The sequence below is a fragment of the Brevibacterium picturae genome, assembly GCF_900105045.1.
Lineage (GTDB): Bacteria > Actinomycetota > Actinomycetes > Actinomycetales > Brevibacteriaceae > Brevibacterium > Brevibacterium picturae.
On sequence record NZ_LT629739.1, the window covers coordinates 687717 to 702593 of the forward strand.

13 protein-coding genes are annotated in these 14877 nt (G+C 64.1%); 8 read left to right on the forward strand and 5 right to left on the reverse strand.

All coding sequences use genetic code 11. The annotated features are described in order from the left end of the window. Positions 1-8: 8 nt before the first annotated feature. Both BLT92_RS03265 and BLT92_RS03270 read right to left on the reverse strand, forming a co-directional pair. Positions 9-1310 (reverse strand): geranylgeranyl reductase family protein, encoded by a 1302-nt coding sequence (locus tag BLT92_RS03265; protein WP_092103156.1) that lies wholly within the window; start codon positions 1308-1310, stop codon positions 9-11. After that, positions 1307-1999 (reverse strand): demethylmenaquinone methyltransferase, encoded by a 693-nt coding sequence (locus tag BLT92_RS03270; protein WP_092103158.1) that lies wholly within the window; start codon positions 1997-1999, stop codon positions 1307-1309. Before BLT92_RS03270 ends, BLT92_RS03265 begins: the two co-directional genes overlap by 4 nt. 148 nt (positions 2000-2147) lie before the next feature. Here BLT92_RS03270 and BLT92_RS03275 point away from each other — a divergent pair, with 148 nt between their 5' ends. Both BLT92_RS03275 and BLT92_RS03280 read left to right on the forward strand, forming a co-directional pair. Further along, the gene (locus BLT92_RS03275; RefSeq protein WP_092103160.1) at positions 2148-3512 is read left to right on the forward strand and encodes an isochorismate synthase; all 1365 of its coding nucleotides are present in this window, start codon (positions 2148-2150) and stop codon (positions 3510-3512) included. 127 nt (positions 3513-3639) lie between these two features. Beyond that, positions 3640-5124, forward strand: a complete 1485-nt coding sequence (locus BLT92_RS03280) for an HNH endonuclease (protein WP_092103162.1) — start codon at positions 3640-3642, stop codon at positions 5122-5124. A gap of 64 nt (positions 5125-5188) precedes the next feature. Here the strand turns inward: BLT92_RS03280 and BLT92_RS03285 are convergent, their stop codons facing one another. Continuing rightward, on the reverse strand, positions 5189-6922 hold the full coding sequence (locus BLT92_RS03285) for a thiamine pyrophosphate-binding protein (RefSeq protein ID WP_231938990.1): 1734 nt from the start codon (positions 6920-6922) through the stop codon (positions 5189-5191). Positions 6923-6981: 59 nt separating this feature from the next. On the opposite strand from BLT92_RS03285, the gene BLT92_RS03290 reads away from it, so the two are divergent. Together BLT92_RS03290 and BLT92_RS03295 are read left to right on the forward strand one after the other, a co-directional pair. Then, entirely contained in the window at positions 6982-8541 is a 1560-nt protein-coding gene (locus BLT92_RS03290) for an alpha/beta hydrolase (RefSeq protein WP_231938991.1), read from the forward strand. Positions 8542-8744: 203 nt separating this feature from the next. After that, positions 8745-9455, forward strand: a complete 711-nt coding sequence (locus tag BLT92_RS03295) for a hypothetical protein (protein ID WP_092103165.1) — start codon at positions 8745-8747, stop codon at positions 9453-9455. Between the two features lie 29 nt (positions 9456-9484). On the opposite strand, the gene BLT92_RS03300 is transcribed toward BLT92_RS03295, so the two are convergent. Further along, complete coding sequence (locus BLT92_RS03300) at positions 9485-10585, reverse strand: o-succinylbenzoate synthase (protein ID WP_092103167.1); 1101 nt, start codon at positions 10583-10585, stop codon at positions 9485-9487. Between the two features lie 44 nt (positions 10586-10629). On the opposite strand from BLT92_RS03300, the gene BLT92_RS03305 reads away from it, so the two are divergent. The 3 genes from BLT92_RS03305 (at position 10630) to BLT92_RS03315 (ending at position 13809) form a co-directional block, all read left to right on the forward strand. After that, the gene (locus BLT92_RS03305) at positions 10630-11547 is read left to right on the forward strand and encodes a 1,4-dihydroxy-2-naphthoyl-CoA synthase (RefSeq protein ID WP_092103168.1); all 918 of its coding nucleotides are present in this window, start codon (positions 10630-10632) and stop codon (positions 11545-11547) included. Between the two features lie 13 nt (positions 11548-11560). Next, positions 11561-12790 (forward strand): AMP-binding protein, encoded by a 1230-nt coding sequence (locus tag BLT92_RS03310; RefSeq protein WP_092103170.1) that lies wholly within the window; start codon positions 11561-11563, stop codon positions 12788-12790. An 86-nt stretch (positions 12791-12876) separates the two neighbouring features. Beyond that, positions 12877-13809, forward strand: a complete 933-nt coding sequence (locus BLT92_RS03315; RefSeq protein WP_092103171.1) for a 1,4-dihydroxy-2-naphthoate polyprenyltransferase — start codon at positions 12877-12879, stop codon at positions 13807-13809. A 30-nt stretch (positions 13810-13839) separates the two neighbouring features. On the opposite strand, the gene BLT92_RS03320 is transcribed toward BLT92_RS03315, so the two are convergent. Beyond that, positions 13840-14106 carry a DUF4229 domain-containing protein gene (locus tag BLT92_RS03320; RefSeq protein ID WP_092103173.1) on the reverse strand — a complete coding sequence of 89 codons (267 nt, stop codon included), beginning with the start codon at positions 14104-14106 and terminating at the stop codon, positions 13840-13842. Between the two features lie 84 nt (positions 14107-14190). Between BLT92_RS03320 and BLT92_RS03325 the strand changes: the two genes are divergently transcribed. Beyond that, positions 14191-14643: a PLD nuclease N-terminal domain-containing protein gene (locus BLT92_RS03325; protein WP_092103176.1), complete on the forward strand. Its 453-nt coding sequence runs from the start codon at positions 14191-14193 to the stop codon at positions 14641-14643. Positions 14644-14877: the final 234 nt, after the last annotated feature.

Genomic DNA, 14877 nt, shown 5'->3' on the forward strand with positions numbered 1-14877 from the left:
TGGTGAGCTCAGGCATTGCTGGTAGCCGGCACGATTCGGGTGAGAGCTGCAATCACCCGGTCGATGAGATCGGCCTCAGAGACCTTCGGGTCGCGGTAGAGGTTCGCCAACAATTTCACGACGAATTCCATCACAACCTCAACACCCATACCGTACTTGATTCCGAACTGCATGAGTGCAGGGTGGCCGATAATGGCGGAGAAAACGCGTCCCAGGGTGAAGTAGCCGCCCAGGGAATCACCCACCAGCGCCGGGTATTCCTGCAGTTTCTCCCGCATCACGCGCTGCGGGTAGCGGGAATAGGTGGAGATCACTTCGGCGGCCAGGCGAGCGGATTCGAGGGCATAGTCGATGCCCTCCCCGTTGAAGGGATTGACCATCCCACCCGAATCGCCGACAAGGAGGAGTCCCTTGTGGAAATGCGGGGTGCGGTTGAAGGCCATCGGCAGCGCCGCGGATTTGATCGGACCCAAGGAGGTCGACTCGTCGATGCCCCATTCGTATCCCATGTCCGCAATCCACTGCCCCATCATCGCCCGGAAGTCCACGGAACCGAACTGTGGTGAGGAGTCCAGCAGGCCGGCTCCGATGTTGATCGTGCCGTCGCCTAAGGGGAAGAGCCAGCCGTACCCGGGCAGCACCTCGGACTCGCCCGCCGAATTGCGCGAGCGCATCTCGACCCAGCTCTCGATGTAGTCATCGGCATGCCTCGGCGAGGAATGATAGGCCCGCACAGCCACACCCATGGGGCGATCGTCGCGCTTTTCCAACCCCATGGCCACGGCCAGGCGTGAGGAGACGCCGTCGGCGGCAATGACGATCGGAGCCGTGAAATGGGCCTCGGGCCCGACCCTGCGGCCGCGATGGTCGGTGCCGGAGGCGTGGACACCTTGGATCCAGCCGTCCTCACCGATGTCCGGGGACATGGCCTTGACCTGCTCGAACAGCCTGGCACCGCTGCGCTGAGCGTGGCGGGCGAAGGCCTCGTCCATCGTCATCCGCGGCTTCGTCAGCCCATAGTTCGGGGTGCCGTCGATGTCGGGCCAATCGAGCTCCAAACGGTGCCCGCCGCCGATGAGGCGCAGTCCTCTGTTCCTATGCCACCCCTCGGATTCGGGGGTGTCCATGCCCAGAAAGCCGACCTCTTTGACCGCGCGGGGTGTCAGGGCATCGCCACAGATCTTGTCCCGCGGGAACCCGGACTTCTCCAGAATGATGACCTCGTGGCCGGCCTGGGCGAGGTAGGCACCGATGGCCGATCCGGCCGGGCCTGCCCCGACGACGATGACCTCGGCGTCGAAGTTATTCACGGCTTAAGAGCGTGATGAACGGCGACGATTCCGCCGGTGAGGTTGCGATGTTTGACCTGGTCGAAGCCGGCGTCGAGGATCTGATGGGCGAACTCGTCCTGGTCAGGCCAGGCACGGATCGATTCGGCCAGGTAGACGTAGGCCTCGGGGTTCGAGGACACGGCCTTCGCCACGGCGGGCAGGGCCCGCATCAGGTACTCCTTGTAGACGAGGCTGAAGGGGTCGAACGTCGGCGTCGAGAACTCGCAGATGATGAGGCGGCCACCGGGCTTGAGCACGCGCAGCATCTCCGACAGCGCTGCATCCACGTCATTGACGTTGCGGATGCCGAAGGAGATGGTGACGACGTCGAAGCTGTCATCAGAGAACGGCAGGTCCATCGCATCGGCGTAGATGAAGTCGATCTTGGGGTGCCGGCGACGGCCCTCGGCGAGCATTCCCTGTGAGATGTCACCGGCGACAACCTCGGCGCCGTGATGCGTGAACGTCATCGATGACGTTCCCGTTCCGGCCGCGAGATCGAGGACGCGTTCGCCGGGTCCGGCAGCCACCGAGTACGCAACCGTCCGGCGCCAGGTGCGCGCCAGACCGAAGGTGAGCACATCGTTGGTGAGGTCGTAGCGGGAGGCGACATCATCGAACATCGACGCGACGTCGTCGGGCTGCTTGTCCAGCTGTGCACGGTTCATGGTTCCATTCTCTCAACACCTGCACCCGGGGGCGAATCTGCGAACCCGTTTCCGCGCTCGCCGTGGTGTGGAACTGGCCACAGTCAGCGCTCGACGGTGCATTCCGGCGCGTCGGCGGCCCTGATTTCTCGACTAGAGTGGGGCTGAAATGACTACGACCTTCGATACCTCTGACATCCGCACCGCGCCCCCGCGCCTGCACGTGCGCTCTCGCTTCGTCGACGACGTCGAACCGGGGCCGGGATTCCCCTTCGAATCCGGCCTGCCCACGACCGTCGAACAGACGCTGGAGCTCCTGCCCACCTCGGCGTTCTCCTGCTGGGTCCGCGACACCTCGGGCCTCATCGGCTTCGGCCGCACCCTGCGCATTCGCGCCCGCGGCCGTGATCGCTTCACCGAGCTCTCCGAGGCATGGAAGGCCATCACAGACGCTGCGAACATCGAGGACGAGGTCGATCTGCTCGGCTCGGGGCTGATGTGCTTCGCCACCGTTGCATACTCGGGCGAATCCGAGGTCGACTCCCTCATCCACGTCCCCGAGTTCGTGCTCGGTCGCCGAGGCGGTCGCGTCTGGATGACATCCATCATCGCCGAGGGCGCTGCTCCGGTCCCTCCCGTGCTGAAGTCCGAGCCCCTGCGCCGCGTCACCTCGGCGACGTCCTCGGCCGGTGACCTCGACAGCGCTTCCTGGGCGGACCTGGTCGACAAGGTCTCGCGCATGCTCACGCCTGTCGGCGACTCCGCCGAGGTCGACGCCTTCACCGACGATTCCACGTTGCGCAAGATCGTGTTGGCCCGCGATGAGCTGGTCACCACGGACGATGACATCGATGTGCGGTCCGTGCTGGGTGCACTCAACCGCAGCTACCCCAGCTGCTGGACCTTCGACGTCGCCGGCCTCATCGGGTCCACGCCGGAGCTGCTCATCGGCGTCGAGAACAACCGTGTGTCTTCTCGCGTGCTCGCGGGCACGTATCGGGTGGAGAATGACCCGACCGCCGAGATGCCCGCTGCCAGGAAGCTGCTGAGCGCGCACAAGGACAGCACCGAGCATGCCTTCGCGATCGCCTCGCTGCAGCGCAGCCTCAGCTCTGTCGCCGATGATGTGAGCGTCGATGAGCGGCCGCACCTGCTGCCCTTGGCCAACGTTATCCACTCGGCATCAGATGCTTCGGCCCACCTGCCGACAGACTCATGTCTCAATGCCCTCGACGTTGCGGCAGCGGTGCACCCGACCGCGGCCGTCGGCGGATATCCGCAGGCCAGCGCGGTCGCTCACGTGGATGAGCTCGAGCCGCTCGATCGCGGCCGGTATTCGGGCCCGGTGGGCTGGATGGACGATCGCGGCAACGGACAGTTCGGCATCGCCCTGCGCTGCGGACAGCTCGAGGACCGCAACCGGATCCGTCTGTTCGCCGGTGCGGGCATCATGCCCGATTCGGACCCCGTCGCCGAGGTGGCCGAGACCGAAGCCAAATTCGCTCCGATGCGCCGGGCGCTGGGCTTGGAATAGGGCGCGGACTGGTGGCCTTGGCGCTTCGCGGCCTTGCTGCCCCGCGGCCTTCCAGGCTTGACACAGTGTCAAGGTATGTCGATCTCGTGTCAGTGGCTATGTCAGTGCCTCCGCATAGTCTCGTCACATGTTCACGCACCCCGCGGATGACCCGGACCACCCCGATTATCGGGGCCCTGGTTCGTGGGCCCCGCTTCCGGGCATCACCACCGAGATCGATCGGTGGTGCCGGACTCTGCGTGACCTCGAACAGGCGGACAATGCCTGGGAGGCGCAGACGCGTATTCGGGCGCTCGAGGAGCTCGCATCGGCGACCGCAGCCGCTCAGGCGCGTGAGGCTGTCGTCTTCCATACGCATCGCCAACGCGAAGACGCTGCCAATGACGTGCCCACACGCGAACAGGGAAAGTACGCCGGCAATGAGATCGCGCTGGCCAAGAGAGTCTCACCTTCGACGGGTCGCAAGTTCCTCTCGACCTCCAAGGCAGTGATCAACGATCTTCCCCACACCTATGAGGCCCTGGCCGCTGGTTCCATCTCCGAAGCCAAGGCTCGCATTATCGCCGATGAGACGGCATGGCTCACGCCCGAAGAGCGTCTCTTCGTCGATGAAGAGCTCAAGGACCGTGCCTCTGTGGCCGGCAGTCGCCGGCTGCGGACCGAGGCCCGCTCTCTGGCGGCAAATGTGTCCTCCGACAATGCGCATGAGAGGGCCGAAGCGGCGAGCACAGGCCGACATGTGTCCTTGCAGGCGCTCAACAATGGCATGGCTCAGCTCAGCGCCACCCTGCCTCTGCAGCAGGCCGTCGCCGCCTATGAGAATCTGGAGGCCGCTGCCGCCGAGCGCAAGTTGGACGGCCTGGACTTCGATCGCACTCGCAACCAGCTGATGGCCGATGTGTTGGTGGAACGACTCACTGGGCAGGGCTCTGCCAGCGATGTGCCCACCGAAGTCCACGTCGTCATGGAAGCCGAGAGCCTCTTCTCAGACGGGCAGGTGCCGGCATGGATTCCGAGCTATGGACCGTTGCCCGTGAAAACAGCACGCAACTTCCTCGCCGCGAACCAGGCTCGAACCTTCATCCGCCGTATGTTCACATCACCGGATACCGGGCAACTGGTCGGCATGGATTCTCGACGGCGAACCTTCGGCGGCTTGCTGCGTCGAATGGTTGTCTTCCGCGACGATTTGTGTCGAACCCCGTGGTGTGACGCCCCGATCAGGCACGCCGATCACGTGGCTCCTGTTGCCGGTGGCGGCGAAACCACATGGTCAAACGCATCCGGACTGTGCGCGGCCTGCAACTATGCCAAGGAACATCCCGGTTGGAAGCACAAGGCGACTGTCGATGACCTCACTGTTTCCACCCCTACCGGCGAAGAATACGAAACGGCCACTCCCCCGTTCGTCACCAAGTTCGGTGACCTCAAGCGAGATCAGCCCACACGAGATCACCCCTCACGAGGTCAACCCAATCGGCGAAAGCCCGGCAATGACGATGGAGACGAGGAGCCACCGGCTGGTGAGACAGCCGACGATATCCTCGACTTCCCGGATCGGAGTCCTGCGGAGGAGCTTTTCGAGGACCTGATCCTCAGAGATACCGGGTGACGAATCTCTGCGTCTCCTGTGGCGCCGGGCTTACCCGAGCACCCGGCATACCCGAGCGCCGCGTTCACGCAAGATCAACTTCGATGATCTTGCGATGTGTGCCCTGGCGATCGCTCCGGTCCTTCTCGAACTCTGCCTCGAACTCTGCGACGAAGTCATCCAACTCGCTCACTTCTGCGTACCCCCACCCGTACGCGTTGGCGAGATCCCTGAAATCTCGACCGTGGGGAACGGTGAAGTATCTTTCGAGGTACGGCGCCACGTGATCCTGTGAGTGCTCGAGGCCCGAAAAGATCGCGCCCCCGTCGTCGTTGAGAGCGACGATGAGCACCTCCCCCTGCACTTCGGCACTGGGATTGAGCAGACCGCCCACGTCGTGGAGCATTGCGACATCACCGATGACCAGCACAACCTGCTCGTCGAGAGCGAGCGAGATTCCAGTGGCCGTCGAGATGAGACCATCGATGCCGGCCAGGCCGCGAGAGGCATGGATGTGCGCCCGAATGTCGTTGGCGTCGCTGAGATAGCGGATCGTGTTCGAGCTGGCAGCGAAGAGATTGATCGCACTGCCGGCCAAATATTCGGTGATCGCTCGTGCAAGTGTCTGCTTGGGCAGGGGCTGCTTGGGCAGAGGCTGCGTCGCGGTCAAAGGCCGACGGTCACGCCGCGAGTCGGCAACGACAGCTTCGCCCACCCCCACCCACTCATCGCGCCAGGCCATAGCATCAGCCGTCTCCGCCCCCTCATCGGCAGACGCAGAGAGCGCGACTGCATCGACATCATCAGGCAGGCGTTGAATCAATATTTCCGGGTCCGCAAGAAGTGCCGCCACAGGTCTGGTCAGAGTCGGCTTTCCGTGCACAATCACAGAGCGGATCGCCGAGCGCAGACTTTCACAATCGGCAAGCACACGAGCATGTGCCGGAACAAGTGTGTGCGAGGCTCGCAGTTCGAACGCCAGTGGGCTCGATGGTTCAGCCAAGACCGGAGTGGCGTACTCCTCGGCCAACGCAGACAGCGAATCGGCCGAGTGGCCACCAGCGTCTCCGGCAACGATGACCGTGCCCGGAAGAATCCGGACCGAGACGGTTCGTTCAGCGGCAGGCGCGTTGCCCGTCGTACTCGCGGACTTCGCCGCCAGCGTCTGAACGTCAGTCTTCCACTGGGCAAGCTCGTCGACCGTTGGCACGAGCGGCACATCGAATTGGACGTTGAACTGGACAGGTCCGGATTCGTCCCCGAGGCCGAGCGTGTCCTGACCTGCGCCCAACGACCGGGCAACCGCCTCGGCGATCAGATCCTCTGCATCGGCACTTCCGGCGGGCACATCGAATCGGGCACGCACATCGCTGAGCACCTGCGACTGATCATCGATCGTCTGATTCGCACCCGTCCCCCGCAGTCGAGCGGGTCGATCTGCTGTGATCGCAATGAGCGGAAGATGCCCGTACGAGGCTTCGAGCACCGCAGGATGCAGGTTCGCCACAGCCGAACCGGAGGTCGTCACCAGCGCAACGGCGCCACTCCCCGCAGCACCGGCGCCACCATCGCCAGCATTGCCACCATCGGCACCAGCACTCTGCTTCGCGCGCAGACCCCGTGCCAGTCCCAGTGCCAGGAACCCTGCATCACGCTCATCGATGCGCACATGGGTACGGATCACCCCCGCCTCGGCGAGGGGGGCGAGCGCATAGATCAACGGTGCCGACCGGGACCCGGGCGCGATGACGACCTCGGTGACTCCGGACGAAGCCACCCCACGGGCAATCTGCTGCGCCACTGCGCTCGAATTCAACATCACCTCATATTCAACCACTAACCCACCTGCGGTTCACATTAACTCTCTACGGTTGACCCATGCGCCGATCGATTCTCTTCGCGGTTGGGGCGCGTGCGATCCGTTCGCTGACCGCTGCCCGCTCTCACAGAGGACGTTTCCCAACCCTCGACCAGAACAGCTCGTTCCTCGGTCCCGAGCCACGCGGAAAGGACGCGAGGAAGTGGCACATCCGCGATAAACGCAAGCTGTCGAACCGGCTGCGGGAGTTCTTCATCTACTCTCCCGCGCTGGGTCGCACCGTTGGTGTGCGCGTGCTGCTGCCCGGAATTCCACAGGAGGTCAGCCCGGTCATCCACCTCTATCACGGTGGTGGCGACGATTTCCGATCGTGGACGGACTTCGGTGCGGCCGAGGAGCTCACACTCGACTCGCCCTACCTGGTCGTCATGCCCGATGCGGGAGCAGGAACCTACTCTCGGGTGGCGGTCGGCAGTGCGGTCCATGACTGGCCGACCTTCCACACCAAGGAGATCCCAGAATTCCTGCGCAAGAACTACTCGGTGGACTTCGCGCCGGAGAACCAGCTCCTGGCGGGACTGTCCATGGGCGGATACGGGGCGATGAAGTATGCCGCCTGGCACCCGGACCGCTACAGTTGGGCGGCGGCCTTCTCCTCCCCACTCGACCCCTTGGCTGCGATACCGGCATTCGACATCATCGCCATGCGGGAGGGCGCGAAGTCGATGACCCTGTTCGGTGATCCCGTTGCCGACCGCAGCGAATGGATCGCCAACTCTCCCTACGGCCTGGCGGAGAACCTGCAGGGCCTGAACCTGTGGCTCAGTGCCGGCTCCGGCAGCCTCGAAGAGTCAAAGGATCGCGACCTCCTCGAATCAATGGTCAACCAGCAGGGTGAACGATTCTCCGCGCGGCTGAATGCGCTGGGCATCCGACACTCGTGGTTCCCTCGCACCACAGGCCTGCACAACTGGACCAGCTGGGAACGAGAGTTGGGAGCTTGGCTGAAGACCCTGCGTCGCCAACGCGACTACGCCAGCTCCGACAACCGCAGCGCCGAGCGTCGAGGTGCCAATCTCGATGATCGCAGAGGGAACAGTTCCGACGGCCGCCGAGGCGGTCCCCGCGTCGCCGACGGTGGTGAGTTCTCGTATCTGACAGGTCATGCCCTCTTCGATATTCACGGGTGGCGAGTCGAGATTTCGCGACGGCGCGCCCAGATCGTGTGTTTCGGCTCCGTCAGCACGGCAGGCTTCTCCCTGACCGGCACCGGAAGCTTCCGGGTACGCACACCTGGCCTGTACGAACCCGGTCGCCGCTATGACATCTCCGTCGTCGGACTCACCGGCACGAACGACTATCCGCAGCGAGCCGACAAGAAGGGGCGTCTGACATTCACCGGTCGACTGGCTGCGGCCATGCACGACCCGATCATCCCCGGCAAGCGCACCCAGCACTTCACGACGGTGGGTCAGTCCGAGGTCACGACGGTTCGCATCGCGTCAGCGCCGGATGACTCGCCCCCCGCACGTCCCCAACGCTCGAGTCCTCGAGGCGCAGACTGCAGAGGCGCAAGCCGGCCCGACGCAAGCCGGCCCGACGCAGGCCGGAGCGACTGACAAGACATTCTGAACCGCCGATGTGTCCGATTCGGCACATGATCGCACCGAAACTCAACCTGACACTGTTTGTGGTTATACCGACACCACAGTTATACCGACACGGCTTATGGTGGGACCGACACAGCTTATGGTGATGACGGTCGCAATGCCGTGACAGTCATCCCTCCTACTGATTGAACGCTGACTTCGAAAGGTCACCCATGAAACGCGTACTCCCAGCCCTCGCTCTCATCGCCGGACTCAGCCTGGCCGGCTGTACGGGAAATGATCCCCAGGACGACAAGGCAGAGAACGGTTCCACCGCCCAACCCACCTCAGAAGAGACACCCAAGGCCACTCAGCTCGACAAGGATCAGCTCACAGAGATCATCGAATCCACCGATGTCGACGGACAGTCGTACACAACCTTCGACATGTCCGCGGCATCGGGCAGCGACGCGGTCAAAGTACTCGAAACCTCCGAGTTCGAACCCGCCAAATGCAAGAACCTCTCGATGGCGGCCCTCAACGTCGCCCAGCAGAGCAAGGGAAACACCGTCGGCGGAATCTCGTCCGACAACACCTTGAGCGTGGCGCTCATGAGCTTCTCCGACGATGATGCCGCCGATTCACAGCTGAAGAGCTCCACCAAGATCACCGAGGAGTGCAAGGACGTCACGGTCAAATCTCAGGGCATCGAGATGAATATGTCCTACGAAACCTTTGATGCCGCAGTCCCCAGTGCCGACGAAACCGTCGGCGTCCGCGCCAAGATCAGCGCCGGTGGTCAGACGGTCCTCAACGCGGACACAGTCACCGGCCGAGTCGGGAACAACATCGTCACCGCGGCCAATGTCGCCGACACCGATGATGAGAAGTCAGTGCCCGAAACCGCCGAGGCGTTCGTCGACGCCGTCAAGAACGCCGGCTGAGCAGACTCAAGAACGCCGGCTGAGCAGACTCACGACATTGAACTGAGCAGCGTCGGCCGCAGTACTCTCCAGCACTCCTGCAGCCGTGTCGACCACCAGTCGAATCGTCCCCGATCCACCGCCAGCCCCTTCAGGCGCCGTGGGTCCGGGACGATTCGAGTGACCGGGATCTGCCCGTCAACGGGGCTCAGGTTCTGATCCGTGCTCACCACATCCTCGGCGAAGAGTCGCGCCGTACCCAAACCGCACGCCGGCTTCTCGCCGAGGATCTCCCGGCTTCGCTGTGTGCTCGGCAACGTGGCAGCCAACTGAGCACCGGCAGCCAGCCCAACCGAGGACTCCAACGCCGACGACACCACAGCCGGCAGACCGCAGGCTTCGAGCACCGACCGTGCGGCAGCGACCCCGCCCAGCGGCTGGACCTTGACGATGACAACCTCGGCGGCGCCCAATTCCGCCACGCGGAGGGGGTCCTCGGCCTTTCGGATCGATTCGTCTGCAGCCAGGACCACCGGCACTCCCCGATCCGAGAGCTGCTCGCGCAGCCGAGCCATGTCCTCGACTGCTGCGACAGGCTGCTCGAAGTACTGCAGGTCGAAGGACGCGAATTCGGTGCAGGCGGTCAGCGCGTCGGGCAGCGCATACCCGGCATTCGCATCGAGTCGCAGCGTCGTCGTGGGAGACAACCGCCGGAATTCCCGCAGCCGCTCCAGATCCTCGGGTAGGGAAGCGATCCCGTGTTCGGCGACCTTCGCCTTGACCGTATCAACAGGCCCGTAGCGGGCAAGGAGCGATCCGACCTCAGATGTCGCGCATGCCGGCAGGGTCGCATTGACCGCGACAGACTCACCGACAGGCCGGTGAGCAGACTGGTCGACGGCCGCAGATCCAGCCTCGGCTGCCCCCGGCAGCAGCCCAGCGAACTCGAGCGCGGCCCGCAGCCAGCGCGAGGACTCACCTGCATCGTATTCAGTGAATGGAGAGAATTCAGTCCATCCACCGGGACCTTCGAAGAGCATGACCTCTCGCTCCGTGATTGACCGGAAGCGGGTGACCATGGGGAGAGCGAGAACGTGGAAATTCGGCACGAGTTCGGTGATCGACTCAGGAATCTGCTGCGTATCAGCCATGGGCCAACCATAGCGGTCGGGCGACAGGCGATAGGCTGGGGGCCATGACGGTTTCTGAAATCTTTGACCCCTCCCAGTGGCGCGAAGTCTCCGGATTCGACTTCACCGACATCACCTACCACCGCGCGGTCAAGCCCGACGGCACCGACCTGGGTTGCGTACGTATCGCCTTCGACCGTCCCGATACCCGCAACGCCTTCCGCCCCCACACCGTCGACGAACTCTATCGAGCCCTCGACCACGCCCGCCAGACCTCGGACGTCGGCGCGGTCCTGCTCACGGGCAACGGTCCCAGTTCACGCGATGGCGGCTGGGCCTTCTGCTCCGGCGGTGACCAGCGCATCCGTGGCCGCTCCGGCTACCAGTACGCCGCCGGCGAGACCCGCGAATCCGTGGATCCGGCCCGTGCCGGTCGTCTCCACATCCTCGAGGTTCAACGACTCATCCGCACCATGCCCAAGGTCGTCATCGCCGTCGTCCCCGGCTGGGCGGCCGGGGGCGGACACAGCCTCCACGTCGTCTGCGACATCACCATCGCCTCACGCCAGCATGCGAAGTTCAAACAGACCGATGCCGACGTCGGCTCATACGACGCCGGCTACGGCTCTGCTTACCTCGCGAAGATGGTCGGTCAGAAGAAGGCCCGAGAGATCTTCTTCCTCGGCCGCACCTACTCGGCCCAGGACATGGCCGACATGGGTGCAGTCAACGAGGTCGTGGACCATGCGGACCTCGAGACCGCGGCGATGACCATGGCCACGGAGATCCTCGGCAAGTCCCCCAACGCCCAGCGGATGCTGAAGTTCGCGTTCAACCTCGTCGACGACGGCCTCATGGGCCAGCAGGTCTTCGCAGGTGAGGCCACTCGTCTGGGCTACATGACCGACGAAGCCGTCGAGGGCCGCGACTCCTTCCTGGAAAAGCGCGACCCCGACTGGTCCCCCTACCCCTGGTACTACTGAGCGCGACCGCTCCATGACCGCACAGCCCGTAGAGGACCTTCCCGGTGCAATCGATCGCGCCCTGGAGGGCCGGTCGATCCTCGTCCTGCCCCGCAATCGCGATGACTCCATCACCGAGGTGGCCCCCAGTCAGTGGACCGGTGCCGGCCGGGCGCCGGCGCTGATCCTCTTCACATCGGGTTCGACTGGGACGGCCAAGGCCGTCGCCCTGTCCGCCGAGGCTCTGACCACCTCGGCGCGGGCGACCGAACGATTCCTCGCCGGCCCCGGCGATTGGCATCTGAGCCTGCCCATCAACCATATTGCGGGATTCCAGGTGGAGCTGCGCGCCCGGCTCGCGGGCTGGGAGCCGGTCCGGGCCACCTCGGCGACATTCACCGCCGACGCCTTCGCGGACGAGGCCGCCGAACTTTTCGCACGATCCGGTGACCGGCCCAGCTACACCTCGCTGGTGCCCACCCAGCTCCACCGAATTCTCGCCGACGCACGGGCCAGCGAGGCAGCGGCGAAGTTCGACGCGATCCTCCTCGGCGGATCCGCGATCTCGCCGGCGCTGCTCGAACGCGCCGATGCACGGGGCCTGCACATCGTGCGCACCTATGGAATGAGCGAGACCGCAGGTGGATGCGTATACAACGGGGTTCCCTTCGACGGCCTCGAGATCACGATCACGGAGTCCTCGACGATCGATCTGCGCGGCCAGGTCGTGGCCGATTCCTATGTCGAGATCACGCCTGAGGGGCACATCGCTCCCGTCGACGACCAGGCGCTGACCACCGACGATGACGGGGCGAGATCCATGCACACGAGCGATCTGGGCCGACTCGACGATGGGGTTCTCACGGTGCTCGGCCGGGCCGACGACATCATCGTCTCCGGAGGCACGAACGTCTCACCCCATGCGCTCGAAACCGGGCTGCTGCCCACCTGGCAGCACCATGGGATCGCCGAGGTGCTCGTGACCTGGGTGCCCGATGAGGAGTGGGGCAAACTGCTCGTGGCCCTCGTGAGGACCGATGGCCGGATTCCACCTGCTGTGGCGAAGGTTCACGATTCGCCGCGTGAGTTCGCGCGCTACCTGGGCGGACTCGACCACCGGATGCAAGGGCAGCTTCTGCCGCGGCTGGCCTTTCCTGTCACGGAGATCCCCCAACGTTCAATCGGCAAACCCGACAGACGGACCGCGGCCCGACTCGCGGAAGAGTTGGCTGAGCTAGCTGACACTGCTGAGACGGAGGAATGATGGGTTTCGGAGCGCGAATACCCTATTAGGTGAACAGTCGGTAATATGAAACGGTTCGAATTCTCGTGAGGAAGGTATCCCGCCCAATGGCAACTGCCGCGCAGTGGATCTCCGGAGCCCGATTACGAACATTGCCGCTGGCTGTTGCACCCGTCCTCATCGGCACTGGTGCCGCAATCGGCTCCGTCGGCGGTTTCACTTCGTTCATCATCGGCGACTACACGCGCAACGGCCACGACCATTCGCTTCCGCAGATCTTCCTGCGGGCGGTGCTTGCCTTCATGGTCTCACTCTGCCTGCAGATCGGGTCGAACTACGCCAATGACTACTCTGACGGTGTCCGCGGCACTGACGACGTGCGCGTCGGTCCGGTCCGTCTCACGGCCACGGGCCTGGCCGAGCCGAGCACGGTCAAACGTGCGGCGTTCCTCTTCTTCGGTCTCGCCGGGATCGTCGGAATCGTCCTCGTCCTCATCTCGCAGGCGTGGTGGTTCCTCATCGTCGGCGCCGCAGCAGTGGCGGCCGCCTGGTTCTACACGGGCGGCAAGAAGCCCTACGGATACATGGGTCTGGGCGAAGTCTTCGTCTTCGTCTTCTTCGGTCTCGTGGCCACCCTGGGAACGATGTGGATGCAGGTCGGCGGACTCAGCCTCGCCGGCTGGGCCGGTGCCGTTGCCATCGGTTCCCTCGCCTCGGCGGTGCTCATGGTCAACAACCTGCGCGACATCCCGACCGACATCGCGGCCGACAAGATCACTCTGGCCGTTCGCCTCGGCGACAATCGGTCACGAATCGCGTACGCGAGCCTCGTCCTTATGCCCTTCGCGCTGCTGGCCCTGGCGATCCTCGATGGGCACCCTGCCGTGGCACTGGCCATCCTCGCGCTGGTGCCCGCGCTCAACCCGTTGAAGACGGTGCTGCGCGGAACCACCGGCCCCGGGCTCATTCCGCCGATCAAGTCGACAGGGCTGACCGCGCTGGCCTTCGCCGCTCTGATGGGGTTGGGACTGTCTCTTTAATCCGACCCGACCTGAGGCCCGTAGCCTGGATCAGTTCTCGTCGTCGACGATGCGGTCTTCTGTGTCCTCGTCTTCGCCCTTCTGCTTGGGGGTCTTGGCCCGTTTGGCCACGCGGGTTTCGATATCATCGGCCACCTTGGCGCGCATGCCGCCCAGGAAGATGTAACTGAGGATTGCTCCGATGATGATCGCGGCCATGGCCATGACGAGGTTGAATCCGAGGAATGGCTGCAGAATGAGCCCAACGGCGACGATGATGCCAAGACGAGCCAATGTGTAGATCCAGAAGTTGCGCATTGCACCTATTTTAGTTCGTCCGAATCAGTGATTCATCACAGCCCGTGTGGGCAGGTGTTCAGGTTAGTGGACTATCCTGGATGCATGGCTCGATTTCTCATTGCCGCGATTGTCCTTGCGGCAGCGGTCACACTGTACGGACTCTTCGATTGCCTTTTGCGTGATCGTGGTCTGATTCGAGTCCTGCCCAAACCCGTCTGGGCAATCATCATCCTGGTCATTCCCGTGATCGGCTTCGTGCTGTGGTATCTGTTTGGCCGCGGTTCCGAAGACAAGCCCTCAGCAGCGCCTCGCCGTCGCGGCCCCAGCGCCCCCGACGATGACGACGACTACCTGCGGCAGGTTGATCGCGACGTGAAACTCGGCAAGCACGCGCCCGAAGCGCAGACACCCGAGGACACGACTCCCGACGCTGATGACAGCGACGACGAAGACTCCTCCGATTCCAACACTCATTCCGCCGACGCTCCTTCCGCCGACACCGACGAACATGGTTCGAACGGATCCACCGGCGACGGCCGCGGCCACTCGAGCTGAGCCGGCACTCGAGCTGAGTTGGCGCTCGATCTGAGCCACCCGTCGAGGCGGCCCGGAGGCTCAGCGGTTTCCGGGCGGAAGCGGGTTCCGGGCAGATCTGTTTGCCTGGACTGAAGCCCACACAGTGCTCAGGGCCGATCCGGATGCAACCCTCGGCGGACTCGCCCGGACTCCTTCGCAGACTGTCCGGAACCTCTGCAGATCGCGCAGTCCGAGCCTCACCGTGCATCCGGT